Annotated in this window: 22 protein-coding genes and 2 riboswitches; of the genes, 11 read left to right on the top strand and 11 right to left on the bottom strand. The window is 26.8% G+C overall.

Going from position 1 to position 25,767, the window contains the following annotated elements:
- Positions 1 to 5 precede the first annotated feature (5 nt).
- Genes D9T19_RS03230 through arfB form a run of 3 tightly spaced genes read left to right on the top strand, consistent with a single transcriptional unit; the run spans position 6 to position 1,045 of the window.
- The gene (locus D9T19_RS03230; protein ID WP_162984532.1) at positions 6 to 287 is read left to right on the top strand and encodes a type II toxin-antitoxin system Phd/YefM family antitoxin; all 282 of its coding nucleotides are present in this window, start codon (positions 6 to 8) and stop codon (positions 285 to 287) included.
- Positions 284 to 613 (top strand): type II toxin-antitoxin system RelE/ParE family toxin, encoded by a 330-nt coding sequence (locus tag D9T19_RS03225; RefSeq protein ID WP_162984531.1) that lies wholly within the window; start codon positions 284 to 286, stop codon positions 611 to 613. The genes D9T19_RS03230 and D9T19_RS03225 overlap by 4 nt, the downstream gene beginning before the upstream one ends.
- A gap of 12 nt (positions 614 to 625) precedes the next feature.
- Entirely contained in the window at positions 626 to 1,045 is a 420-nt protein-coding gene (gene arfB, locus D9T19_RS03220; protein ID WP_121626776.1) for an alternative ribosome rescue aminoacyl-tRNA hydrolase ArfB, read from the top strand.
- A 53-nt stretch (positions 1,046 to 1,098) separates the two neighbouring features.
- On the opposite strand, the gene D9T19_RS03215 is transcribed toward arfB, so the two are convergent.
- The 6 genes from D9T19_RS03215 to D9T19_RS03190 form a co-directional block, all read right to left on the bottom strand.
- Complete coding sequence (locus tag D9T19_RS03215; protein ID WP_121626775.1) at positions 1,099 to 2,304, bottom strand: NRAMP family divalent metal transporter; 1,206 nt, start codon at positions 2,302 to 2,304, stop codon at positions 1,099 to 1,101.
- Positions 2,305 to 2,315: 11 nt separating this feature from the next.
- Positions 2,316 to 3,110 carry a hydroxyethylthiazole kinase gene (gene thiM / locus D9T19_RS03210; RefSeq protein WP_121626774.1) on the bottom strand — a complete coding sequence of 265 codons (795 nt, stop codon included), beginning with the start codon at positions 3,108 to 3,110 and terminating at the stop codon, positions 2,316 to 2,318.
- 9 nt (positions 3,111 to 3,119) lie between these two features.
- A complete protein-coding gene (locus D9T19_RS03205; protein ID WP_121626773.1) occupies positions 3,120 to 4,067 on the bottom strand; it encodes an ABC transporter substrate-binding protein in 948 nt (315 codons plus the stop codon).
- Positions 4,068 to 4,197: 130 nt separating this feature from the next.
- A riboswitch (TPP riboswitch) is annotated at positions 4,198 to 4,304 on the bottom strand.
- A gap of 35 nt (positions 4,305 to 4,339) precedes the next feature.
- Positions 4,340 to 5,086, bottom strand: coding sequence for an ABC transporter permease (locus D9T19_RS03200; protein WP_121626772.1), 747 nt, complete (start codon positions 5,084 to 5,086; stop codon positions 4,340 to 4,342).
- Positions 5,083 to 5,847, bottom strand: coding sequence for an ABC transporter ATP-binding protein (locus D9T19_RS03195; protein ID WP_205588675.1), 765 nt, complete (start codon positions 5,845 to 5,847; stop codon positions 5,083 to 5,085). Before D9T19_RS03195 ends, D9T19_RS03200 begins: the two co-directional genes overlap by 4 nt.
- Entirely contained in the window at positions 5,825 to 7,306 is a 1,482-nt protein-coding gene (locus D9T19_RS03190; RefSeq protein ID WP_121626771.1) for a carboxypeptidase M32, read from the bottom strand. Before D9T19_RS03190 ends, D9T19_RS03195 begins: the two co-directional genes overlap by 23 nt.
- A 114-nt stretch (positions 7,307 to 7,420) precedes the next feature.
- Between D9T19_RS03190 and D9T19_RS03185 the strand changes: the two genes are divergently transcribed.
- The 3 genes from D9T19_RS03185 (at position 7,421) to D9T19_RS03175 (ending at position 11,117) form a co-directional block, all read left to right on the top strand.
- Complete coding sequence (locus tag D9T19_RS03185; protein WP_121626770.1) at positions 7,421 to 9,139, top strand: protein adenylyltransferase SelO family protein; 1,719 nt, start codon at positions 7,421 to 7,423, stop codon at positions 9,137 to 9,139.
- Between the two features lie 194 nt (positions 9,140 to 9,333).
- Entirely contained in the window at positions 9,334 to 10,554 is a 1,221-nt protein-coding gene (locus D9T19_RS03180; protein ID WP_121626769.1) for an NAD(P)/FAD-dependent oxidoreductase, read from the top strand.
- A gap of 17 nt (positions 10,555 to 10,571) precedes the next feature.
- A complete protein-coding gene (locus D9T19_RS03175) occupies positions 10,572 to 11,117 on the top strand; it encodes an HdeD family acid-resistance protein (protein WP_121626768.1) in 546 nt (181 codons plus the stop codon).
- A 36-nt stretch (positions 11,118 to 11,153) separates the two neighbouring features.
- Here D9T19_RS03175 and D9T19_RS03170 read toward each other — a convergent pair whose 3' ends face one another.
- From D9T19_RS03170 to D9T19_RS03150, 5 genes are read right to left on the bottom strand one after another with little or no spacing between them, the layout of a single operon-like run.
- Entirely contained in the window at positions 11,154 to 13,658 is a 2,505-nt protein-coding gene (locus D9T19_RS03170; protein ID WP_121626767.1) for an ABC transporter permease, read from the bottom strand.
- Positions 13,652 to 14,314 carry an ABC transporter ATP-binding protein gene (locus D9T19_RS03165; protein WP_205588674.1) on the bottom strand — a complete coding sequence of 221 codons (663 nt, stop codon included), beginning with the start codon at positions 14,312 to 14,314 and terminating at the stop codon, positions 13,652 to 13,654. Before D9T19_RS03165 ends, D9T19_RS03170 begins: the two co-directional genes overlap by 7 nt.
- Positions 14,314 to 14,922, bottom strand: coding sequence for an arylesterase (locus D9T19_RS03160; protein WP_121626765.1), 609 nt, complete (start codon positions 14,920 to 14,922; stop codon positions 14,314 to 14,316). The genes D9T19_RS03165 and D9T19_RS03160 overlap by 1 nt, the downstream gene beginning before the upstream one ends.
- A 34-nt stretch (positions 14,923 to 14,956) precedes the next feature.
- On the bottom strand, positions 14,957 to 16,366 hold the full coding sequence (locus tag D9T19_RS03155; protein ID WP_121626764.1) for a sensor histidine kinase: 1,410 nt from the start codon (positions 16,364 to 16,366) through the stop codon (positions 14,957 to 14,959).
- Between the two features lie 8 nt (positions 16,367 to 16,374).
- A complete protein-coding gene (locus D9T19_RS03150; RefSeq protein ID WP_121626763.1) occupies positions 16,375 to 17,247 on the bottom strand; it encodes a transporter substrate-binding domain-containing protein in 873 nt (290 codons plus the stop codon).
- A 185-nt stretch (positions 17,248 to 17,432) separates the two neighbouring features.
- Here D9T19_RS03150 and D9T19_RS03145 point away from each other — a divergent pair, with 185 nt between their 5' ends.
- The 5 genes from D9T19_RS03145 (at position 17,433) to dgt (ending at position 25,724) form a co-directional block, all read left to right on the top strand.
- Positions 17,433 to 18,611 carry a hypothetical protein gene (locus tag D9T19_RS03145; RefSeq protein WP_121626762.1) on the top strand — a complete coding sequence of 393 codons (1,179 nt, stop codon included), beginning with the start codon at positions 17,433 to 17,435 and terminating at the stop codon, positions 18,609 to 18,611.
- A gap of 1 nt (position 18,612) precedes the next feature.
- Positions 18,613 to 19,179 (top strand): condensin complex protein MksE, encoded by a 567-nt coding sequence (locus D9T19_RS03140; RefSeq protein ID WP_121626761.1) that lies wholly within the window; start codon positions 18,613 to 18,615, stop codon positions 19,177 to 19,179.
- The gene (locus D9T19_RS03135) at positions 19,169 to 22,885 is read left to right on the top strand and encodes an ATP-binding protein (protein WP_121626760.1); all 3,717 of its coding nucleotides are present in this window, start codon (positions 19,169 to 19,171) and stop codon (positions 22,883 to 22,885) included. Before D9T19_RS03140 ends, D9T19_RS03135 begins: the two co-directional genes overlap by 11 nt.
- 120 nt (positions 22,886 to 23,005) lie before the next feature.
- Positions 23,006 to 23,106: riboswitch (guanidine-I (ykkC/yxkD leader) on the top strand.
- Positions 23,107 to 23,151: 45 nt separating this feature from the next.
- The gene (locus tag D9T19_RS03130) at positions 23,152 to 24,183 is read left to right on the top strand and encodes an ABC transporter substrate-binding protein (RefSeq protein ID WP_121626759.1); all 1,032 of its coding nucleotides are present in this window, start codon (positions 23,152 to 23,154) and stop codon (positions 24,181 to 24,183) included.
- Positions 24,184 to 24,275: 92 nt separating this feature from the next.
- Entirely contained in the window at positions 24,276 to 25,724 is a 1,449-nt protein-coding gene (gene dgt, locus D9T19_RS03125) for a dGTPase (protein WP_121626758.1), read from the top strand.
- The last annotated feature ends 43 nt before the right edge of the window (positions 25,725 to 25,767 follow it).

Raw genomic sequence — 25,767 nt, 5'->3', positions numbered from 1 at the left:
TAATAATGGTAACTTATTCTACAAATGAACTAATATCATCATCCGAACTTGCTAAAAAGTTTGGTTCTTATCTAGCACAAATCAAAGACCAAAGTGTAGATAAACTAGCAGTACTAAAAAACAATAAAGTAGAAGCAATAATTATCTCAAAAGATGAGTACGAAAGTATGAAAGAAGCTTTAAAAGAAATGGAAGCTAAAAAGATTTTACAATCTATTGAAAATGGTTTTGAAGATATAGAAAAAGGAAGAACTCATAGTATTGATAAATTATGGGATGAATTGTGATTATTGAATACAGTGATAGCTTTTTAAAAGAAGCTAAAAAACTATCAAAGAAGTTCAAACTTATAAAGCCTGACTTACAAGATGCTGTGGAAGAAATAAAACTAAAAAATGATTTAGGTGTTTATTTAGGCTTCAATTTATTTAAAAAAAGAGTTAAAAATTCATCAATACCAACAGGTAAAAGTGGTGGATTTAGAGTGATTTTTTATAAACAAATTGAAGATAGATTGATATTAATATCAATCTATTCTAAAACTGAAAAAGAAAATCTTAGTGACGAAGAGTTAAGTAATATTATAAAAAAATATATGAATAATTTGGGTTAGGATAAAAATAACATGTCAGAATTAAAAATATCAAACAGTACAACACTAGATGAAAACGAAATAGAAATATCTGCTATTAGAGCACAAGGTTCTGGTGGGCAGAAGGTCAATAAGGTTTCTGCTGCTATTCATTTGCGTTTTAATATAGATTCTTCGTCATTGCCAAAGTTTTATAAAGAGAAGTTATTAGAACTTAAAGATAAACGTATTACCAAAGATGGCATTATAGTTATAAAGTCACAACAGCATAGAAGCCAAGAACAAAATAGAGACGAAGCACTTGAACGTTTGGTAGAGCTAATAAAAAGTGTGAATATAGTACAAAAAAGAAGAGTACCTACAAAACCAACAAAAGGATCTGTAAACAGACGATTGAACTCTAAAAAGAAACTAAGTTCTCAAAAGAAGTTGCGTGGAAGAGTAGAGAGTTAAATTTAAAAGCAGGTTAGTGATTATTTATTACAAATCAAATCTATTCAATATGCTTAAAAAAAGATAAAATAAACCACAACCATAGAAGCCAAATAAACAAGTCCTAAAAGTGCTAAAAGTGTAAGCCATTTTGGTTTTTCATATTGCTTTGATAAACTATAGTTTAAATAGGCAAATACAGGTGCTGATATAAATGATGCTGTCATTGCAAAAGGTATCATTTTTCCAATTGAACTACTAAAAAACTGTATTACTACAAATGATATTATAGTTGTAAAAAGCATAGAGTATTGCAACGCTTTATGTGAGAATATTGTTGTTGTTTTATCTTTTAGCAAGGCTACACTTTGTTGATTACATCGTGAATATCCATCAACTGCGACTATAGTTGTCCCGTATATACAAATAAATGCTACAAAAGTGATAAACCATCTTGTCCACTCTCCAATACTACGTGCATACATATCAATAAATTGATTGATAAATTTCCCACCGCTTAGTGGCGTGATGTCTTCTCCATATTGCACTAAAGCACCCAAAGACATAAACATCAAAGCCAAAATTATAGTGATGAGATAACTACTATTAAAGTCTATCATTCTTCTTTTTTTGTATTCAGGGTTTAGTTTATTTTTCTCAACTACCCAAATAGAAGCAGAAACACTAAGCTCCATAGGTGAAGGCATCCAACCCATAAGTGCTATTAAAAATGGAATTGCTGCTAATTGAAATGGATTTGGTTCTATAAAATCAATTGCTTTTTCATTTGTTTGAGAAAAGGCTAAAATCAAAGCTATTAGAGTAATGATAGTTAAAAATAGCATAATGATTTTAGATACAGTATCTAAGGCTTTGTATTGTTTATAATAAAGTATAAATAGATAAGAAAGAAGTATAAAAATACTATAAAACTGCAATGATAAATAATAAGGTATTAGCATTTTAAGTAAAACTGCTCCTAGAAGCGTTCCACCTGCTACATTTACAACTGTTGCAAATGCATTAAAAACTAAAAATACCCATAAATAGCCTTTACCTTTTTGACTATAACCTTGAAGTAGAGTTTTATTATGAAGTGTACTATAATCAAAAGCGATTCTATAAAATGGATATTTTAATAGATTTACTAAGATAATAAATAGTGCTAATTGATAACCATAGTATGCTCCAGCTTGTGTAGAAGCAATGATATGTGAACCACCAATAGCTGATGAAGCCATGATAATACCTGGTCCAAAATTCTTCAAAAACTCTTTCATTTTATTTACCTTTATTCAAAACTTATTTTGGCATATTCTTCTACAGTTTTATCATCTAGTTTTGCTAAACTATCAAGTAATCCAATATAAAATTGTCCCGTTTGTGTATTGCTTAAATTTTTTTGTACAATTTCTCCTGCGATTGCATAAGATGTACAAGCACTTAAAGTAAGATCAAAATTATTTCCTTCTAAAGTCAAAAATGCACCACAAACTGCACTTAAAAGACAACCTGAACCTGTGATCTTTGGAAAAAGTGCAGTTCCATTGTATATTTTTGCTACTTTTGTACCATCACTTATATAATCAATCTCACCACTCATAGAAACGATACAATCATATTTTAAAGCCACATCTTTAACTATTTGTGATAAATCTGCTTCTCCACTTCCAGCATCTACACCTTTTGATTTCCAATTTGCTTGGGCAAGATGAGCAAGTTCTCCTGTATTTCCTCTAATTAAATCAAATTTTATTTCATTTAAAAGAGTTTTTACAGTTTCTTGTCGGAATGTTGTAGCTCCAACACCAACAGGATCTAAGACAACTGGAACATTATTTTTATTTGCACTTTTACCAGCTTTTAGCATAGATTTTACTGTTTGGCTTGTGAGAGTTCCTATATTTATAACTAAAGCTTGACACATAGCTGGTATTTCGTCCATCTCTTCAATTGCATTTGACATAATAGGTGAGCATCCAAGACTTAATAATCCATTTGCTGTATAATTAGCTACAACTATATTTGTTATATTATGGATTAATGGACTTTTTTCTCGTAGCTTTTGTAGATTGTTTGATTGCATCTATTCCCTTTATTTTACTAGTTCTTGTGCATATTCATCTAGGTTTGGTATTGTTTTGATAAGATTATTTTCTTTCATAAAATTAGCCATTTGATTATATACAGCTTTGTCAAAAGTAGCAGGATTTTGTGCTAGATAAGGTAAAGTATCACTCCAAGCAAGACGATTTAATTCATTGTTTAATTCTTTTGGTTTATAACTTACAAACGCTTCCCAAGATTTTTTTGGATTCTCTTTTATATATACAGTAGCTTCTTGTAAGGATTTTACAAATTTTTTATATTTTTCTTCAGATATAGTCTCTTTATTTGCTATAACTACAAGTTCATCATATTTTGGAATTCCATAGTCTTCAAGGAAAAATGCCTTTCCTTCTTGATTTTCTAATTTTAATTGATTTAATTCAAAGTTTCTATATGCTCCAATTACAGCATCAACTTGTTTACTCATCAGTGATGGAGATAAAGACCAATTAACATTTATAAGTTCTACATCTTTTGAAGATAAATTTGCAGATTTAAGCATAGAATCTAATAGTGCTGTTTCAAAGCCACTTACTGAATATCCTATTTTTTTACCTTTTAAATCTTCAATTTTTTCTATACCACTTGTTTTTAATACTACTAAGCTATTAAGAGGTGAGTTTATAAGAGTTGCTATTCTAACCAATGGTAAACCTTGGGCTACTTGCATTTGGAGTTGTGGCTGATAATCAACTGCCAAATCAGCTTTTTTTGCAGCTACTAATTTTGGTGGAATTGAAGGATCAGCTGGTTCCATAATCTTTACTTCAAGATTATTTTTTTCAAAAAAACCTTTTTGTTGAGCAATTATAATTGCTGCATGGTCTGGATTTACAAACCAGTCTAAAAGTAGACTTAACTTTTCTTTATCTGCAAAAGCAGTTGAACTTAAAAGTAATAAGCTTAGTGTTATTTTTGATATTGCTTTTTTCATAATTTTCCTTTATTGTATGTTTTTATAATAGGCTTAAAGCTTTTACACAGAAAATCGTAATGTATTAAATTTGCGTGAAAAGAAGAGTTTATTTTGAAATAAAGATAGACTAAATTTGAAGTATAAAATACATTTGCAAAAAACAAATCCCTACGCTAGAATTACCTAGATCAGGTTCAAAGGTCGAAGCTCAAAACTTCCTCTCAGCCTATAAAATAAGCTCCCTATGTATAAAAAAAAAGATTCTATCAGAATAAAGAATTTAAGTCAATTTAATGTAAATGAGAAGCCCAAGGTATAAACTTCTTTGTTAAATAATCAGTTAAGAAATAAATACTCAAAGTTAATACAACTAATATAAAAAGTGATGCAAACATCAAATCAATTTGCATTCTTGCATTTGCATGTAACATTAAATATCCAAGTCCTTTTGAAGAACCAACCCATTCACCAATAACTGCTCCAATAGGTGCAATACAAACTGCTATTTTTAGTCCAGAAGCAAGGGATGGTAAACTAGCTTTAAATCGTACTTTAAATAAAATTTGCAAAGGTGTTAGTTTATATGTATGTGCTAGTTGTAGCCATTGTTTTGGTGTATTCTTAAGACCATCATAACAAGCTGTTGTTATAGGAAAATATATGATGATTACTGTCATTACAATTTTTGAAGCCATTCCATAACCAAACCATAAAACTAATAAAGGTGCTATTGCAAATACAGGTATAGCTTGTGAAATTACAAGTATTGGAAGTAAATATTTCTCAAGTTTTTTAAAATAAAGCAATGCAAAAGCTGAACTAAGACCAAAAAAACAACCAAGAATTATTCCTGCAACAATTTCTAAAAGAGTAGTTTGTGTATGTTCCCAAAGTAAACTATATTGGTTTATTAGTTGAAGAAAAACATCTTTTGGTTTTGGTAATATATAATGAGGCAAATCAAAAACTACAACAATACCTTGCCACAAAATAAATAAAAATATAATTGGAAGTAATGCTTTTAGAATATTTTTCATATATCATTTCCTTTTAATTCAGATATTAGTTCTTCTTGTAAATTCCATAGTTTTTCATTTGATAATTTATGAGGAATTGTTCCTTCTAAAAAGGCTACTTCTTCTATAGTTACTGGTTGATTTTTTAAAATATAAATATGATTTGCTAGTTTTATGGCCTCTTGTGGATCGTGTGTTACAAGAACTACAGTTTTATTTTTTAATAAATTACAAGTTAAATCTTGTAATTGTATTTTAGTAATTGCATCTAATGCTGAGAAAGGCTCATCCATCAAAATAAGATTCGCATCTTGCATAAGTGTCCTTGCAAGTGCAACTCTTTGTTTTTGTCCTCCTGAAAGCTCATAAGTTTTTTTATCATAGTGTTCAGACATATTTACTTGGCTCAAAAGTTCTTTTGCTTTTTGTAAGGTTTTATTTGTTTTAGTACCTTTTAGATGATGATAGAGTTGAACATTATCTAAAATACTAAGCCAAGGATATAGGGAGTTTTCTTGACTAAGCCAAGCTATGTTTGTATCTTTTTTTAATACTATTTCCCCATTTGTAATATTTTCTTTTTCTAAATCAGCTATACATCTAAGTAAGGTTGATTTTCCAACTCCTGAACTTCCAAGCAAGGCACTACTTGTATTTTCTAATATATCGAAGTTTAAATCTTTAAAGAGTGTTTTACCTTTAAAGTCAAGAGTTAAGTTTTGTATTTTAGCTATAAAATTATTATTCATAAATGCACTACTATGATAAATATCTATTTTCAAGATGTGCTTTAAAATACTTTGGATTCAAAGTCTCACCTGTTGCTCTTTTCATCAACTCATCTGTTGAGTAAATACTTGCATTTTCCCAAATATTTTCTTTTAGCCAAGATTTGATTTGTGTTAAGTCGCCTTTTTCTATTGAGTCATTTATATTTGCATAGACTTTTTTTACAGTATTAAATTGTTGTGCTGCATTCATAGCTCCAAGAGTATATGATGGGAAATATCCAAATAATCCTTCACTCCAATGCACATCTTGCATACATCCATCTTTATAATTTCCTTTTGTATCTAAGGCTAAAGCTTCTTGCATTTTATTATTCCACATATCTGGAATATCTGAAGTTTCTATTTGTCCATTTATCAAAGCTTTTTCTATTTCATATCTTAAAATAACATGCGAAGCATAAGTTACTTCATCTGCATCTACACGAATCAAAGAGGGTTGTACTTTTGAGTAAATTTTCATTAAGTTATCAAGCTCTAGTTCTTCTTTTTTACCAAAAGATTCTATGATATATGGATGAATTGATTTTAAAAATTCTTTGCTTCTTCCCATTTGCATTTCAAAGAATAGACTTTGACTTTCATGTATTCCCATTGATCTTGCTTGTCCAACTGGTAGGGCTAATAAATCTTGTGGTAATCCTTGCTCATAGCAAGCATGACCTGTTTCATGGATTGTTCCCATAAGTGATTGTAAAAAATCTTTTTCATCATATCTTGTAGTAAGTCTAACATCTTCAGGAACTCCTCCACAAAATGGATGTGCTGAAATATCTATTCGACCTTTATTAAAATCAAAACCTAAATGGTTCATTATTTTTATACCTAAGTCTTTTTGAGCTTGAATTTCAAATATTCCTTGAGGTTTTTTAAAACTTTGTGATTTTTGTTTTTCTACTATATTTTCAATCAATTCTGGTAACCAAGTTTTTACGTCTGCAAAAATACCATCTAATGTTTCACTCTTCATTCCAGGTTCAAATAAGTTTAAAAGAGAATCATAAGCACTTAATCCACTTTTTTCTGATCTGATAAGTGATTCTTCTTTTGATAATTTCACTACTTCTTTTAAACTTGGTTCAAAATCTTTCCAGTTGTTATTTTCTCTTTGCTCACTCCATATATGATTACATTTTGAGTGAGCTAGACTTTGTGCTTTTACAAGTGTGCTTGGTAAAATAGTGTTGTTTGAATATGTTTTTTCCATTTCATATAAAGATGCTTTTTCTAGTGGATTTAAGTTTTCAGCCATTGCATCATTTATTAAAATTGATATTTCTTTATCTACTGAAGCTTCATGAATTATCATTCCAAATTCAGCCATTGCTTTTGCTCTTGCATTACTTGAACCACTTGGCATCATACTTTGTTGATCCCAATAAACAATTGATTGCATATGAGATAAGTGATGTATTCTTTCATATTTCTCGACAAGTTTTTTATATGCTTTCATAAATATCCTTAAGAATTAAATTAAAAAGATTTTAGCATAAAAAGCTTTTTATGCTAAACTAAAAAATTAAAAAATAAAATAAACTTTTTCTCAAAAATCTCAAGGAATATATATATGAATGAAACAAATGTATCAAAAGAAAATAAACAAATTATAAAAACACTTAATGATTTAGCAAAAACAGTAGATTATTCACTAATGAATACACTAAACCGTGACCCAGAAGCTACCCTAAATGGTGTTGACCATAACCCAAGACAGGTTTTTTCAGGTCATTTTGTACCTGTAAATCCAACGCCGATTAAAAATCCTCAGTATATTGCACATAGTAAAACATTATTTAATGAATTAGGTTTTGATGATAGTTTAGCAACTTCTCCTGATTTTATTAGTATGTTTTCAGGTGATATATCAAATGTTCCAGAGCCAATGAGCAAAGTAGGTTGGGCTTGTGGTTATGCTCTTTCTATTTTTGGTACAGAATATTATCAACAATGTCCTTTCCAAACTGGAAATGGTTACGGTGATGGAAGAGCGGTTTCAGTTCTTGAAGCTGTTTTAAATGGTAAGCGTTGGGAAATGCAGTTAAAAGGTGGTGGGAAAACTGCATATTGTAGAGGTGCTGATGGTAGAGCAGTTTTACGTTCAAGTGTTCGTGAGTTTTTAGCACAAGAACATATGAATGCTCTAGGAATTCCAACATCAAGATCATTGAGTTTATATACTTCAAAAACACAAAAAGTAAGTCGTCCATGGTATGAAAAAGGCTCACAATCTTTTGACCCTGATATGATGATTTCAGAAGCAGTTGCGATTTCAACTCGTGTTGCTCCGTCATTTATCAGAGTTGGTCAAATTGAACTATTTGCTAGACGTGCTAGAAAAAATGAACATGAAAAAGCTTATGAAGAGCTTGAAAAGATTGTGTTACATTTGATAAAACGTGAATATGGTGATGTAATTGATGAAAGTTTAACACTTTATGAAAAAGTAATATTACTTGCAAAAGAATTCCGTACTCGTTTGACTTCTCTTGTAGCAAACTGGATTCGTGTTGGATATTGTCAAGGTAATTTTAATAGTGATAATTGTGCAGCTGGTGGTTTTACTCTTGATTATGGTCCATTTGGTTTTTGTGATTTATTTGACCCTGATTATCAGTCTTGGACAGGTGGAGGAAATCATTTTGCATTTTTCAACCAAACAATAGCAGCACAACGTAATTTTTTTAGTTTTTGTAATGCTTTACAAATTTTATTAACAGAAGATGAAAACTATTTAAAGCAATTAGAAAATATAGCAAATGGTTTTACAGATGTAATGCAAGAACAAATGCAAAAAATGTGGTCTTCTAAACTTGGTCTTAAAACTTTTAATAAAGAGTTATTTAACGAACTTGAAGAACTTATGATAAAAACTTCTGTTGATTATATTATTTTCTTTCGTGAACTTTCAAATATTCCTGATGATATTAGTTCTCTTAAAAAAAGCTTTTATAAGGATATTTCAAATGATGAGCAATTACAAGATTCTTGGTCAAAATGGCTTGAAAAATGGGAATTATTATTAGATATATCAAAAGAAAATTCAAAAGAAGATATTTCAAGTAAAATGAAACTTATTAATCCAAAATACACTTTACGTGAGTGGTTTTTAGTTCCTGCTTATGAGAGTGCAAAAGAGGGTGATTATACTTTAGTTCAAGAGCTTCAAGAAGTTATGAACGAACCATATAGTGAGCAATCAAAAGAAATTGAAGAGAAATTTTATAGATTAAAACCAATAGAATTCTTTGATGTAGGTGGTATATCTCACGTTAGTTGTTCTTCGTAATTCTTTTTAAACTAGCTAATAAATATAAAATAAATTAATAATTTCTTAAAATACCTATTTAAGTATTTTGAAGTTATTTTTAATTTATATATCGTTATAATTTCATATAAATATTCCTCTTTTCCCACATTTAAAACGCTAAAAGTAGGGAGTTTAAAAAGTTAGAAATTAATATTTTAACTAAAGGATTAATTATGAAAAAAATTATTATATTGGGTGCTGGTTTTGCTGGATTACATATATTTTATAAAATTCGACATCTAATTGGTAAAAAAATAGATATTACAGTTATCGACTCTAGAAGTCATTCTCTCTTAAAACCTTCTCTTCCTGAAATTGCTTTTGAAGGTGCTGCCTTATCTCATTCTCTTGTTGAATTAAGAGAAACTATTGAAAATCGTGGTGCTACATTTATACAAGAAAAAGTTATAAACATTGATGCTAAAAATAATGAACTTACTCTTAAAAATGATAAAAAGCTTACTTATGATTATATTTTCTTAGCACCTGGTGTTGTAAAAGATTATGATGCAATTAAAGGTTTTAGAAAATTTGGATATTCAGTTTGTGATGATACTCAAGCTCAAAAACTTTACAAAAGGGTTAAGAAGTTCGAAGGCGGTAAAATAGTTACAGGTTCTGCAAAAAGTACTTGGGGTTCAAGAGTTGATGCTCCTAATTTAAAAGCACCTTGTGAGGGTCCTATTGGTGAAATTATGTTTATGCTTGATTATTATCTTAGAGAAGATAAGGAGCTTACACGAAATGTTGATTATTCAATAGATACTTTTACACCTGGTGAAGTCTTTTTTGAAGATGTTGGCGATATACCAAGAGCGGCTATTGGTAAAATAATGGCAGAAAAAAATATACCTCTTCATAAAAATAAAGTTTTAGTTGAGATAGGAAAAGATTTTGTAGCTTTTGAAGATGGAACAAAAATGGATTGTGATTTAGCAATTGTTATTCCTCCATATAGTGCTCCAAAATTTTTACTAGATTCTAACTTAGGTGATGAAAAAGGTTTTATTCCTACTGATATGCATATGAGACATTTAGATTTTAATAATATATTTGCAGCAGGAGATATTACAGCTTTATCTCAACCAAAACTAGGACATATTGCAGTTATTCAAGCAGGTATTGCAGCGGCTGCTTTGATGAAAGAATTAGGTGAAGATATAGTAATACCACCACATAAATTAGAGGTTTTTTGTATTATGAATATGGGTGGTTATGATGCTGCACTTATATCTTCAGATGCTTTATATGGAGGTTCAACTGATATTGTCTTTTATTCGCCATTATCAAAAATGATGAAATGGGGATTTGATAATTATCTTTACTATAATAAAGGTCATATGCCACCAGATTTTGCACTTGAAGCAAGTGATAAATTAATAAAAATTTTATAAAATAAAAGGAATTTTAAATGTGGAAATATCCTATAAGTGAGAGTCTTTTTGATAATTTTAGTAAATATTCAAAAATTTCAGGATTTATCTTTATTATATTAGGTTTGATAGGAATACTTTATCCTGTGTTTTTGACGCATGTAACAGTTTCTTTTGTTGCATGGCTTATGCTTTCAGGTGGTGTTATAGCAGGTTATTTCACTTATTTAAGTGATAAAAGTGATTATTTAGGATGGCTTAAGAGTTTTATCTTAATCTTTATTGGTTTTTTTATTCTTTATTATCCAATTTCAGCAATTGGAACAGTTGGGTTACTAATAGCTATTTATTTTTTTATGGATTCATTTGCAAATCTTTCTCTTGCACTTTCTATGCGTCCTGTAAATGGTTGGATATGGTGGTTAATAAATGCATTCTTCTCATTTTTTATTGGTATATTTTTTATAGTAGGCTGGCCTTTTAGTTCAGAATATCTTATTGGATTAGTAATTGGATTTAGTCTTTTCTTTGATGGTATTGCTTTACTAGTAACTGGCTCTATTTTTAAAAAGATGTCAAAATAAATATATTAGAATTTAAAAGGGTCAAAAATTGACCCTTTATTCACCAAAAAGAATATTCTCTTTTTGATGAATCATTTTTGAAGTAAAAAAGCTAACAATCAAGATTGTTAAAATTGGTATAAAGAAAAAGTATAATAATAAAACATCAGGTCTAAAATCCCAATAAGAATCAAAAAGTAAAGAACTTATAAAGTAAGAGCCAAGACTTCCTAAGATTATTCCAAAAGTACTAGCAGTAAAAGAGATTAAACCAAATTCTAGTAAAAAAGAGTTTCTAATAGTTTTGTTTTTTACACCAATCATTTTTAGTCTTAAGATATTGTTTTTTTGTAAATTCATTTGATATTGTATGATTATAAAACTCATAAGAAGTCCAATTATGATTGAGTAAAGACTCATTTTGTCTGTTATATTTGTTACATTTTTTACAAGACTTGCAAATGATTCAAATAAATTTTTAACATCAATAACAGTTAAAGATGGAAATAAATCAGATAAGCTTATTAGCATTTCTTGAGCATTATAATCACCTGAAGAAATTGTTGCTAAAACTGTTTTAGGAGCATCATTAATAGCACCTTCTTGCAAGATTAAAAAGAAATTTGGAACAAATTCAGTCCATTTAACTGTTCTAATATTTACTACTACACCTTGTAATTCTAAACCTAAAACATCAAAAACTAGGCTATCACCTAAGTTTATTCCTCGTCTATTTGCATAACCTTTTTCAACACTTACTTCTATTGGTTTAGAAAAATCTTCAGAATCATAAACACCAGAAAACTTTCTTCCTTCAATAATCTCTTCACTATTTTTTAGATTTGTTCTATATGAGAGATTTACAGCTGCATTTTTAACTTCACTTTTTTCTTCTTTTATTTTTTCATCTGCATTTTTAATAGAATGACTTGTAAAATCAAGATTATTTATTTTTATTATTCGTCCTCGAATCATTGGTGCAATATTTTCTAGTTTTGCACCCATTTTATTAACTTGAGTTTTTATATCTTCTATTTGCTCTTCTTTTGCATCAATGACAAAGAAACGAGGTCTTTCATCAACACTTAGAGTTAATGCATTTGATAAAGATGAACCAACTTGAGGAATAAGACTAAAGAATGTTGTACATAACACAATAGCTGTAAACAGTGTTAAGGATGTTTTCTTTCCTCTTGTAATATTCTTTAAAGCTAATGATAAAGATAGGTTTTGTAAATGTCCAGAAAAATCAAATCTTTTTAAAACGAATGAGCCAAGAGCAAAAAAGAAAATGATTAATACTAAAACAGCACTTGCAAAGTAAAAACCTACATTTTTTGCAGGAGTTACCCCATGAGATAAAAGCAAAAGAAGAATTAAAAAAGGTATAAATCCTAAAACCATCTTAAAAAAGTTTTGTTTTTCTCTTTGAATTAAAGGCAAAATTAAAGGAAGACCGATACTTAAACTTAAGAAAAATAATATTACTGAAGATTTTAAGAAGAAATAATAATCAAGTGAAAAATCAAAATTAAAATCTATAAGTTTTTGAACAATAGGACCTATAAATTGTGCGGACAAAGTAATAAGTGAAAAGACTATAATACTTGAAATAGAGATTAATACAAATAAATGTAAAAGATAAGTAAGGATTAGATTCCTTTTACTAAAGCCTAAATCACTTAATACTGTAATATCTTTTTGATGTTTTTGTAAATATCCTGAGTATAAATATATAAGACCAACAAGTCCTAAAAAGAAAGAAACAAGTGAAACCAATGATAAGAAATTTGTAACAAAGTTTAACACACGCAATAATCTATCTCTACCATCATTTGGAGATAAAGCACGTAAGCTTTGGTCAATATTCTTTTCTAGATTATTTTCAATTTCTTCTAATTTATCATTATCAAAATTTTCTTTGAATTGATAGTTTAATTTATATCTAGCAGTTGAGCCAAACTGTAGAAGTTCACTTCTTTTTAATCCTTCTTCACTTATATAAACTTTTGGCATAAAACCACTAAAACTTACAGCTTTTAATGAATCATCTTCTATAACTTTTCTTATAATAAAGTTTTCTTTTCCGATTTTTAGTGATTCTCCTAGTTTTAAATCAAGTAAATCTAAAACTTCTTGATAAACCCAAACTTCGTTTTCTTTAGGTAAAATAGCACCTTTTGGATAAATAGATTTATCTTTGAAAACTAATCCTCCATAATATGGAAAACCTTCGTTTATTTTTACAAGTTCCATTAGTCTAGCTCTTTTTTTGGAAGCTATCATACTAACAGTTGAAATTCCTTCATTAAACTTCTTGATTTGTGGGAGTTTATTTTTTATATCTTCTATTTGATCACTAGTTATTGGAAATCTAGAAGATATAACTAAATCTGCACCAAGTAAACCCTTTGCTTTTGTTTCTAAAGATGTATCTATACTTCCTTTAAAAAATTGAAGATATGAAAGTGCTGCAATAGCTAAACAAAAGTTTAAAATAAATACCAAAGAAAAAGATTTTGAACGTGCAAGTGCTTTTAAAACAAGTTCTATTACTAACATATAGTTAATTTTCCCATATTAAGCTCATAAGTCTTTTCACAACGAGTTGCAACATCTTTTGAGTGTGTTACTAAAATCAAAGTCATATTATTCTTTTTTATTAGTTCAAAAAGTATATCCATAACTGCAATTCCTGTTTCTTCATCCAAGTTTCCACTTGGTTCATCTGCCAATATAATTTTAGGATTATGTATCAAAGCACGTGCTATTGCAACTCTTTGTTTTTCTCCACCACTTAATTGTGAGGGTAAATGATCCAATCTATGAGAGAGTCCAACACTTTCTAAAAGTTCAATTGCTTTTTCTTTAGGATTTGGAATATTACAAACCTTTGCAGGAAGCATTACATTTTCTAAGGCATTTAAATAAGATACTAAATGAAAATTTTGAAATACAAAACCAATATTTGTAGCTCTAAAATCATTTAGTTCACTTTCTTTTAAATCTTTGTATGAAACAGAGTTCAAAATAATATCACCAGAATCTGCTTTTATTATTCCAGAGATAAGTGAAAGTAGTGTTGATTTCCCACTTCCTGATTTTCCCATAATAGCAACTCTTTGTCCTTTTTCTACATGAAAATTTAAGTTTTCAAATATATCAATACTTTGTGAACCTTGATGGTATGATTTTTTTAGTGATTTTATTTCTAACATTATAATTCTTCCTTTAAAAGCATAAAAACTTTTTTTGCGATTATTTTATGACCTTGCTCATTTGGATGAATTCCATCTCTTTGATTTAGGTCTTTTTTTCCTGCAACTCCATCTAATAAAAATGGCATAGTTTTTAAATTGTATTTTATTTTTAATTCTTCATACATCTCTTTAAAACGTTGTGAATAATCAGGTCCATAATTTGGTGGAACTAGCATTCCTGCTAGTATTACTTTTGCATTAGCTTTTTGTGCGTAGTTTATAATTTCTTCTAAATTTCTTTTACTTTGAGTTAGGTTTAAACCTCTTAATCCATCATTTGCACCAAGAGCTAAAAAAACTATATATGGTTTCTTTTTTAAGTACCATCTTAAACGAGCAAGTCCATCAGAAGTTGTAGATCCACTTACTCCACCATTTATAATAGTAATATCTTTTTTAAGTTCATTTTGAATCATTGATTCGACTAATTTTGGAAATGCATCTTCTTTATTAACCCCTAAACCTTCTGTTAGAGAATCTCCTAAGAAGAGAATAGTATTGTTTGAAGTCTTCGCATTTACGATTTGTAGTGTTATTAATAACAATATTAGTATAATTTTTTTCATAGGTGATTTTATCTAAAATCAAAAAACATGTCTACTAAATTTCTTTTTTTATTCTGATACTAATAGTGAATTTTGTTCCTGTATAAAGAATATCTTTATATTTAAATGACTCATTCTTAACTATAATATTTCCTTTTAAATGAGTTCTAACAATATTATCACACATGTATAATCCTACTCCTGTGCCTTGACTTTGATGTTTTGTAGTAAAGTATGGTTCAAAAATCTTATCAATTATCTTCTCATCAATACCCTTTGCATTATCTTTTATATCAATATATAAATAATTATTTTTTATATATGTATCAATAAAGATAAATCTTTGTTTATCTACAAATTTTAATAGTGCGTCTCTTGCATTATTTAATATATTAACAAAAACTTGTATTAATTCATTTTCAATTGCAAGAATAGTGCAGTCTTCTATATTTTCGATAATATTAATATTTTTAGATGTAAATTGTAAATTTACAATACTTAAAGTTTTTTTAATTGTATCAGAAATCAAAAAACTCTTTTCTTTATTATTTCTTGGATCAAAGAAAGCACTAAAGTCTTCAATTGTTTGAGAAAGATATTGTGCAGAATTATTAATACTAGTTAATATAAAAATTAATTGACTATCTGATAAAGTATCCATTTCTTTTTGAAGTTTTGCACCCGTTGCTGCAGTTGAGATAACTGATAATGGTTGTCGCCATTGATGCGAAATATTTTCTAACATTTCACCCATAGCTGCCATTTTTGTTTGTTGAATTAATATTGAATCTTTTTCTTTTATTTCAATTAATTGTTTTTTATTTATATCTCTTCTTTGTATTAATGCTTTTCTCATAAACTCAAATTGTTCAGATAGCATACCTATTTCATCTTTTCTATCAATAGTAAGTTCTTGGCTTAAATCTCCTTGTGAAATTTTTATACTTGCATTTGTTAATAATTTTAAAGAAGATGAAACCTTATTAATAAAAAAATAAACAATTAAACTTAATAATAAAGTTAATAGTAAAGCAAATGAAAATATTATTAATTTATATTTTTCTAAATGTTCAATTATTAAATATTTTGAATAATAAATTATTAGTTTTCCTAAATCTTCATCATTATATTTTAAAGAAATAACGCTTTTTACTAAGTTTTCATTTTTGTAATTATTACTATCTATTTTTATATTTATGAAATTAGAATTATCAATTAATTCTAATTTCATAATTTCGTTATCTTTATATATCGAATTAATTATTGATTTTATTACATCTTCATTTAATGTGTAAAGTAAGGTTGATATTGAAGTACTATAAATTTCTTTATTGTGCTCAATTTTTGAATAAAATACTTCATTAACTTTGTCTTTTTCAATTTTAATTACTACACTAGCAAATAAAATAAAAGAAATAATTACTGAAATAAGTACAGAGATAAATAGTTTATAAGTTAAGCTCATAGTTAGACCTACTTTATTAAAAAATGATAATTGTATTTTTCATAAGATTTATCAATATTTATGAGAAAAGGATTATTTATTTTATAAATTTTTCTTTGTTTAATATTTACAAAATCAATACTAGGTTGGTAATATTTCTTAAATAACTTATTTAATGAACCATCATAATATGCAATTTTTAGCCCTTTTTCTATTCTTTTTGTAATTTCTTTATTTTTTTTATTCATAAAGAAAAAACGAGGAAGAGGGTAATATATGGCGAATGTTTTATCATAATCTAGTTTATCTAAATATTTATATGAATTGTATTCTTCTAAAACTTCATTGATTCCTCTTGGAAAAAGATCAATTCTATTTAATGTTAACATACGAAAAAAACTACTATAGTTAGCAATTATACTTACATTAAATCCATTTACTTTTAAAATATCAGTATCTAACCAACCTACACCTTGTGCAATTTTTAATGTTTTTAGTTGTTCTAATGATTTAATATCATTAATTTTTTCTTTCATTTTTGGAGAAATAAAACTTACTCGATAGCCTACAATTCCTCTATCTACTGGAAAATTAGCAAATGAAAACTCATCTAGGTATTTATTCTTAACAGAATCTTTTAAGATAAAATTCTTTATTTTATTTTTTCTTAAATTATATGCAGCACGTTTTATTGTCATTTTTTTTGAAGGAATTAATTTATAATCACCATATTTATTTTTTGTTTTTTCTAATGCAAGAGTTAGTATTTCTATTTCATAATGTTTTCTAACATCTTTATTGTTATCTGCAGAATGATAAGTTAGTGTAAGAGGAGAAGCTATAATAGATATAGGTATTAACATTGTAAAAATATAAAAAGTAAGAATATTTATTCTTTTCATAATATTATCTCCTTTTATATTGTAACATAAAATCAATTTTTATCTAAAATTACTAAGCTTGTTTATTTTTAAGTAAAAAATTTATAATTTATAGAAAACTTCTATAAATAAAGAAAAGATGAAAGATTAAATGATATTATTCCAAAAGAAATAATTGAGTAAGATAGAAAAGAGAAAAATAATATATGATAAGTAATATCAACCCCAAAGAGTTTATAAAAGCACAAAATGAAGGAAAAGAAGCAATTATAGATGCACATTTCAAAGGAAGTATTGAATACATAGAAGAACTTCCTTATTATGCTTCTAATAAAAATAAAGATTTATCAGGAACTATTGAAAAACTTATTGATTTCAATGTATTTGATTATGATGAATATTCATATTCTTTATTATTAAGTGATGATTATAATGCTCATCTTCAAACATATACAGATGTTAATATTTTAGATATTGAAGATAAGCAAAAGAATATTAAAAAGTTAATTAGAGATATTAATATAAAAAGAAAAGCTTTAAACGATTATTCTACAGAAATTAAAAGAATAAACTCTTCTTTTAGAAGCATCAAAAAAATTATATATCGAGCAATAGAATCTTTAAATGAAAAAGAAATGAAGTTTAAAGCTGAAATAAATTTTGAGGTTAAAAAAGCAAATCTTTATGATTGTAGAGCTGATTTGACTTCATTATCTGAAGCGGTGAAAAATACTGATAAGTTTTTAATAAAAAATAAATCATTTCTTGTTGATGAACTTGTAAATGAATCTATATCATTTCATATTAATCAATTAGCTCATCATATTCACGATGTAAGAGAAAATATAAGTAAAACACTTAATGAACTTTCAAAATATTTAATGCATATTGAAAAAGAAGCTAAAAAGATTAAGAAGCTAAATCAATTATATAAATTAAAAGTAAATGGTGAATTATTCGAAAAAAGTAATATAGAATCAGTATTAGGGAAAGTACAGAATATTGCAAAAAGTATAAAAATAAAATCACATTATATGAATAATAATGAGCTAGTTGATGCTATTGTTTTAATTGCAAAAGAAAACAATATCCCTGTAAATGAAGAGATAAAAAAAGAAGAACCAAGACCTGCATCTATTAAACCTAGTGAAAAAAAAGTTCTAAAAATGAAAAAAATTCTTGGAACAAAAAAAGTTTATAATAGTTTTATAAAACAAGATAGAGATTTAGCTTCATTTTTAATACAAAAAGATTTAGATAAAAAACAATTTTTATCAATATTTATTAGAGTAACACTGCAATACAACAAGTTTTTATATATTTCAAGAGATGAAATTGTTGAACATAAAGGCATAAAATTGCCATATATTATAAAAAAGGGATAGAGTGGATTTAGCACAATTAGAAGATTATAAAGATATTTTTCAAGTAATTGAAGAGTGTAGAGTAAATGGTAAATTTATTAATGAAAATAGCAGTGATTTTAAAATCAAAGAAGCATATAATTTCATACTACAATATACACAAGATGTAAGAACTTACTATTCTATTATAGGGTATACACTTGTAAGTGATAAAGGTTTTTTCTTTTTTATAATTGAAGGCTATGAAACTATTCCTAAATCTTATGTTAATGCTTATATTGATTACATAGAAATATATAGATTTTTAAAACTTTTAAATACAAATATAAGCTCAGCAGATGGTGGTCCATATAGTGCTAGTAATATGGAAAGTAGATTAAACGAAGATATAGAATTAAAAACAATGACTGATAAAATGAGCTTTTTAAAAAAACGTTCAACAAACCGTGAAGCAATTGATTCGATTATTACTAGATTGAAAAATGACGGTTTTGCCCAAAGTGTAGGTAATAGATCAGGGGAATTCTTGATTCTTCGGTCATTTAAATTTATTGAAGATATCATTGAGGAAATTGAATATGAGCTGTAGTACATTTGGATTAAAAGAAATAAGATTTATAAATAGTGGACATTTTCCTAATGAAAAAGTTATTATAGATGATTTTACTCTTTTACTTGGTAGTTCTGGAGTTGGAAAAACAACTGTAATGAGTGCAATATGTTATTTTTATACTATGGATAAAGATAAAACTAGACCTCTTAGTAAAGAGCTTAGTTTTTATGATTGGCATTTAGAAGGTAGCTATTCACATCTTATTTATGTATATGAAAATGTTATTGGTAGAAATCTTATTATCTTAAGTAAAGATGAGGGAAAAGTAAAGCATGTTTTTGTAAATATTCAAAATTTTGAAGAAGATATAAGCACTTTATATCTTGATGAAGATAATAGAAGTTTAAATCTAAAAGAAATTCTTGCAAATTGTTCAAAAAACTTTTTGACATTTTACAAGAGTGAAACTGTAGCAACATTTAGAAAAATGATGTGTAAAAAAAGTTATAGATTATTACCAAACAAAGATAAACCTGATTTAGATTTTTCTTTTTATGATAGTGAAGAATCTGCAAGTATATTTGGTAAATATTTATTTAATATTTATTCAAACTCATCAGTTAGAGATAGAGGTATAAAAGATATGCTTATTTCACTAATTGGTGAGAAAGAGTATTCTTTAGATATTTCAGAGTTTAAATTTAAACTTTCAGATGCGCTTCTAAACGTATCTCATTTTGAGTTAATAAAAGACAGAAGAGATAGAATTTTAAACCTTGATGAAACAATTATTACATATAAAGCTTTATGCGATGAGATAAATAATACTAAAACTCAATTAGAAACAATCGCATATAATACGAATAAAATCAAAAAAGTAATAGATGATAAACAAGTTGATTTTATAGCTCAACAAAAAATACAAAATGAACAAAAAAATATTTTACAAAGTGAATGGAAGAATAAATCAACTAATTACAATACACAAATAGCTGAGTTAAACAATATTATCAAAGTAAATGAAAAAACATATAATGATTTTACTCAAAAATACAGAATTGAGCATCTAATAAGTGAGCAAGATAAAGAGAATACTTACGAAATAAATTTAAATGAATTAAATATAAAAGTAGACTCTATATCAAGTAGTATAAAAGAGTTAGAAACAAAAGAAGAGTATGAAAAGCAAAAAGCAAGAGTTAGTATAAATGATAAAAAAGAAGATGAAAAAAGAGAATTAGAAAACAAAAAAGACCTTATAAATTCTAAGCTTTTACAATTATCAAAAGATAAAGATATTGAGATTAAAACTGCTTTATTATCATTGGATGATACTCTTGAAAGTAAAACAGCAGAATATAATGATTTAGATAAAAAAGTATCTAAAGAAGAAATAACGCTTGCTTTATTACCACAACAAGCTTTACAAAGTACTTCAACAAATAGAATTAAAGAAGAATTACAAAGATTAAAAAACTTACAAAATACTATAAGTCAAGAGCTCAAAAGCTTAACAAATGAAAAAAATGAACTTGAAAAACAAAGAGATATTAATTTTGATGATTATAATAAAAAAATACAAAATGAAGTAGATGAATATACAAAGAAAAAAGATGTAATTAAATCAAAAATTGATAGCATAAATCAAAAACTAGATATTGGGAAGAATAATTTATTTGGTTTCTTAAATAAAAATAATGTTCCAAATAAAACAAAAATACTTGCTATTGCAAGTGATGAGATATTATTTGAAGAAAAACATCTTGATTTTTCACTTGAAAATAGTTTTGAAAACAAAGATGATTCTTTTTATGGTTTAAGAATTAATGGTGATATTGATTCTTTGGCTAGTAAATATGATATTAGTACACTTGAAAATTCTAAAGCAAATTTACAAAAAGATCTCGATGAAATAATAATAAAACACAATATCAAATTCAAAAATCTTGAGGACAATTTAAAATCATCATCAAATAAATATCAAAGATTAATAAAAGAAAAATCAAGAGAATTATATATCTTATCTCCAAAAATCAAAGATAATGAGATAAAAATAATCAATGAAACAAAAAGATTAGAAGATGAAACTAAACTTTTAAAAGAAGAATTAGAAAAAAATATACAAGAAAAAAAGAGTAATCTTGAAAAATATAAAATACAATTAATACAAGTTAAAGATTATATTTCTATCATAAGAAAAAACAAAGCTGATTTTATTGCTAAAATTGACAAAGAATATAATGATAAAGAAAGTAATTTAAATGCACAATTAAATACTTGTAAACAAGAAATTATTGGAATAAATAAAAAATATAAAAAACTTATAGAAGACTCAGATTCAAGAATCCACAATACATACAATACAATTAAGCAAAGTGAAAATATTGATATAACAGAACTTGAATCATTACAAAAAGCTATTAATCAATTGAATAAAACATTAAAAAGTATTAAAGATAATAAATCATTAGTTTTAAGATATAAAGATGAAGTATTACCGAACTATAATGCTATTAATTCACTAAAAGAACAAGCTCTAACAATTAAAAAACAAAGAAATAGTGATAAAGATTATTTTGATGAATCAATTCATTTAATTGAAGATAAATTAATTGAAATAGAAAAAAATATAATTATTTTTAAAAATCATTCAGATTCTTTTGAGACTTTTAAAGAACAAATATTGCAAGTTGAAATAAATGCAAATAATAATTATGAAGAATATGATGAAAAAGAAATAGTATCTTTACTTGATAGTAAAAAATATATAAGAGTATTTGAAAGATACGAAACACTAAAAGTTCAACAAAATGAAAAAGAAAAGATTATAATCCTTGAAACAGGAAAAATAATTGATGGTATTCCTTCTGAAAATATGATGAAATTAAAAACAAAATCAGATTTAAATATTTTTGAAGAGAATATAGAACAGTATATTTTAATAGCAAAATCATATATAGATTTTATAAAAACAAAATTTGATATTGAAGGAACAAGTTTACAACTTCATAGACTAATAGAAGCTATAAATGATGCAGTAAGTAAAATATCACATATCAAAGGGACTTTCCAAAGTATTGTAAAAGATGTAAATAAAATAAATAGAACAATTAGTGATGGTATTGATAAAATTTCTGTAATAGATTATATAAGACTTAGTTTTAAAGATACAGGAAAAGATGAAATAGTAAGTAAAATCGAAAGTATTGGAGATATGTTAAGTGCTAATATGCTAATTGGTTATGAAAATTCTGATAGATCAGAACAAGTAAAAGATGAACTTATTAATATAGCACAAGATTTACAAATCATATTAGATAAAACTTTTAAGAAAAATATAACAGTTTCGGATATAAGTACTTTAACATTTGATGTAAGTGAAAATGCACAAGTTACAAAAGGAATAGCAACACTCGATAGTGTAGGAAGTAATGGAACATCTATTATGATAAAAGCTATTATATATATTACATTACTTAGAATGGTAACAAATAAATTTGCAAATAATGAACACACAAGATATCATTGTATTATAGATGAAATAGGACAAATATCAGCAGATTACTTTACAGAATTAATGAAGTATGCAAAACACCTAGAATTCGTCTTTATAAATGGAACAGCTGCAAATGATGATGATATAATTGAAGCATATCCTAGAATATATATGGGAACAAGAGAAAGCTCAAATGATGTAGAACTTACATTAATTGATACAAAAGATGCGATGGATGATTGGTAATAATTTAGAAAAATAGATATTGTTTATTTTATATACACTTTAGTTATTTATTATTAGTTATATTATATAGTATTAATTTAACGAAACATATCAGAGGTATTTACCTCATTTAAAATAACTACAAATGGTAGCTAGGGTTCCGAACTTATTTATAAGTTGTCTGGTCCAAGAGCAATCGACTCTTAAATAGAGTTACACGGAGGGATAAAAGCCCGGGAGGTTAATACCTCTTAACGTGTTTCAAATTTTATTTAGGAGAAACTAAAATGAAGAAAACAGTATTAATAGCATCTTTAATAGCATCTTTAAACATATCAAGCTTTGCATCAGAGAGTTTAACAGTTATGGGGTTTGGTGGGGATTATAGTAAAATCCAGAAAGAACATATGATTGAACCTTTTATGAAAAAAACAGGTATAAATATTTTAACTGATGACTATAAAGGTGGAACAGCTGAGATAAAAGCACAAGTAGATTCAGGTAATGTTAAATGGGATGTTATCGATATTGATTATATTGATTTAGAAAAAGCTTGTAATGAAAATCTTTTAGAAATAATTGATCCAGAGTTTTTACCAAAAGGGGATGATGGAGTTAGTGCAAAAAATGATTTTTATCCTTTAGCATTATCAAGTGAGTGTGCTGTGGGAATTACTTTTTGGTCTGCTGTATTTGCTTATAACGACAAATTTATAGGTGATATTAAACCTAAAACAATAAATGATTTATTTGATACAAAAAAGATACCAGGTAAAAGAGGTTTGAACAAGAGAGCACAAATAAATATGGAATGGGCATTAATAGCTGATGGCGTAGCGGCTAAAGATGTTTATGATGTTCTAGAAACACAAGAAGGTGTTAAAAGAGCATTTGCAAAACTTGATACAATTAAAGACTCAGTTATTTGGTTTGATTCATGGTCGCAATCACCTCAATTATTAAATGATGGATCAGTAATTATGTCTCAAGCACCTAATGGTAGATTTACGAAATTTAATGTTGTTTGGGATGCACAAGGATTTGATTTAGATGGTTGGGCCATAGTTAAAGGAACAAAAAAATTAGAATTATCAAAGAAATTTATAGCTTATGCTACTTCAACAGTACCATTATCTGGAGTAAAAGATATTAATTATGGACCAACAAGAAAATCTTCAACTAATTTAGTAGATAAAGAAGCACAGCAAAATCTTCCAACGGCCCATTTAGATGAAGGTTTTAAAGTTAACAGTGCTTTTTGGTCTGATTATGGTACTGAATTAAATGAACAATTTAATGCATGGTTATTAAAAAAATAGCTTAAGAATAATAATTTTATATCTTTACATATAAATTCGAAAAAGATAAAATAAAGACTCTAATAGAATGTATATTAAAGGAACATAATCAAATGATAGATTATAATAAAAAAATTACAGTAGATAGAGAGTTTTATCCTTCAAAAAATATTGATGCCTCAGTTGAAAGTGATAGGGGAAGAATTTTGTCTTCTCCTGCTTTTAGAAGATTGCAAAAGCGTACTCAAGTTTTTGCATTAGAATTAAATGCTTCTATTCGTACTCGTTTAACTCATTCTTTAGAAGTTTCTCAAAATGCCCGTTTTATATCTAAAACTATTCTTTCTAAATTAAAGGAGAAAAAAGGTTTAGATTTTTATAAATTAGAAGGTTTAGAAAACGCTTTTGTTTCAACTGCTGAAATGACAAGCTTACTTCATGATATAGGAAACCCACCTTTTGGACATTTTGCTGAGCAAACTATAAATGATTGGATTTCAAAAAACTTGATTGCAAAATTAGATAGTTTTGAAACAATTACAAAAGAACATATAAATTTAAAAGAATTAATCAAAAAAGATATTTGTAATTATGATGGAAACGCACAAGCTATAAGAGTTATCTCAAAATTACAAAGACTAAATCTATCGTATACTCAAATATTATCTGTTTTAAAATATACAAGAGGCGCTTTTGAGGATAAACCTAAACAAGGCGAAAAGTTTGATTATCTAAAGAAAAAGCCAGGTTATTACTATAGTGAAAAGAATTTCATAGAAAAAATTCAAGAAACTTTAGAAGTAAAAGAAGGATGTAGATTTCCAATAACTTATATTATGGAAGCTGCTGATGATATTTCATATCTTACTGCTGATTTAGAAGATTCAGTTGAAAAAGGAATTTTATCATTAGATGATGTTTATAATCTTATAAAACAAGAGTGTGAGAAAGAGGATGAACATTATCTTTTAGAAGTTATTCAAGATAGGTATGAAAAAGCAAAAGAAGATGAAGAACCATATCAGTTTAATATGTTCTTTACGCTAGTTCGAGCAAAGATTGTATCTTCTTTAGTTTATCATGTTGTGGACATTTTTATAGATAATCATGAAAAAATATTTAATGGAGAATTTAACTATGCTTTGCTTGAATTTGATAAAGAAAGTAAATATTACAAAGCAATAAAAATTTTACAAAATATATCAATGAAATATATTTATCAAAACAAACACATTCAAACATTGGAACTTAAATGTTATGCAATAATAAATGGATTATTTACAAATTATAAACCACTTTTAGATTTGGATATAAAAGATTTTGAAAAATTATTAAGAGATGAAGAAATTGATTGTTTTATTTCTATGAGATTATTAAGAAGAATTTCTCCAAAGCAAATTGTCGCATATAAAAATAACATAAAAGAACTAAATAATGAAGATGTAAAATCATATGAAATTTTAGAGTGGTATCATCGTGTTAGACTTATTATTGATTATATTAGCGGTATGACCGATGATTATGCTTTAGAAGAATATAAAGTTTTACGTGCCTTGAAATAAAACTTCTTTGTAGAATTTCAGAGAAACTTGGAAAACTATATAA

It is taken from the genome of Poseidonibacter antarcticus, from assembly GCF_003667345.1.
GTDB lineage: Bacteria > Campylobacterota > Campylobacteria > Campylobacterales > Arcobacteraceae > Poseidonibacter > Poseidonibacter antarcticus.
This window is presented reverse-complemented; position numbering and strand designations above follow the sequence as displayed.

Coding starts and splice junctions, on each gene's coding strand:
- D9T19_RS03230 (WP_162984532.1), top strand. CDS start 6: ATGGTAACTTATTCTACAAATGAACTAATATCATCATCCGAACTTGCT.
- arfB (WP_121626776.1), top strand. CDS start 626: ATGTCAGAATTAAAAATATCAAACAGTACAACACTAGATGAAAACGAA.
- D9T19_RS03215 (WP_121626775.1), bottom strand. CDS start 2,304: ATGAAAGAGTTTTTGAAGAATTTTGGACCAGGTATTATCATGGCTTCA.
- thiM (WP_121626774.1), bottom strand. CDS start 3,110: ATGCAATCAAACAATCTACAAAAGCTACGAGAAAAAAGTCCATTAATC.
- D9T19_RS03205 (WP_121626773.1), bottom strand. CDS start 4,067: ATGAAAAAAGCAATATCAAAAATAACACTAAGCTTATTACTTTTAAGT.
- D9T19_RS03200 (WP_121626772.1), bottom strand. CDS start 5,086: ATGAAAAATATTCTAAAAGCATTACTTCCAATTATATTTTTATTTATT.
- D9T19_RS03190 (WP_121626771.1), bottom strand. CDS start 7,306: ATGAAAGCATATAAAAAACTTGTCGAGAAATATGAAAGAATACATCAC.
- D9T19_RS03185 (WP_121626770.1), top strand. CDS start 7,421: ATGAATGAAACAAATGTATCAAAAGAAAATAAACAAATTATAAAAACA.
- D9T19_RS03180 (WP_121626769.1), top strand. CDS start 9,334: ATGAAAAAAATTATTATATTGGGTGCTGGTTTTGCTGGATTACATATA.
- D9T19_RS03175 (WP_121626768.1), top strand. CDS start 10,572: ATGTGGAAATATCCTATAAGTGAGAGTCTTTTTGATAATTTTAGTAAA.
- D9T19_RS03170 (WP_121626767.1), bottom strand. CDS start 13,658: ATGTTAGTAATAGAACTTGTTTTAAAAGCACTTGCACGTTCAAAATCT.
- D9T19_RS03165 (WP_205588674.1), bottom strand. CDS start 14,314: ATGTTAGAAATAAAATCACTAAAAAAATCATACCATCAAGGTTCACAA.
- D9T19_RS03160 (WP_121626765.1), bottom strand. CDS start 14,922: ATGAAAAAAATTATACTAATATTGTTATTAATAACACTACAAATCGTA.
- D9T19_RS03155 (WP_121626764.1), bottom strand. CDS start 16,366: ATGAGCTTAACTTATAAACTATTTATCTCTGTACTTATTTCAGTAATT.
- D9T19_RS03150 (WP_121626763.1), bottom strand. CDS start 17,247: ATGAAAAGAATAAATATTCTTACTTTTTATATTTTTACAATGTTAATA.
- D9T19_RS03145 (WP_121626762.1), top strand. CDS start 17,433: ATGATAAGTAATATCAACCCCAAAGAGTTTATAAAAGCACAAAATGAA.
- D9T19_RS03135 (WP_121626760.1), top strand. CDS start 19,169: ATGAGCTGTAGTACATTTGGATTAAAAGAAATAAGATTTATAAATAGT.
- D9T19_RS03130 (WP_121626759.1), top strand. CDS start 23,152: ATGAAGAAAACAGTATTAATAGCATCTTTAATAGCATCTTTAAACATA.
- dgt (WP_121626758.1), top strand. CDS start 24,276: ATGATAGATTATAATAAAAAAATTACAGTAGATAGAGAGTTTTATCCT.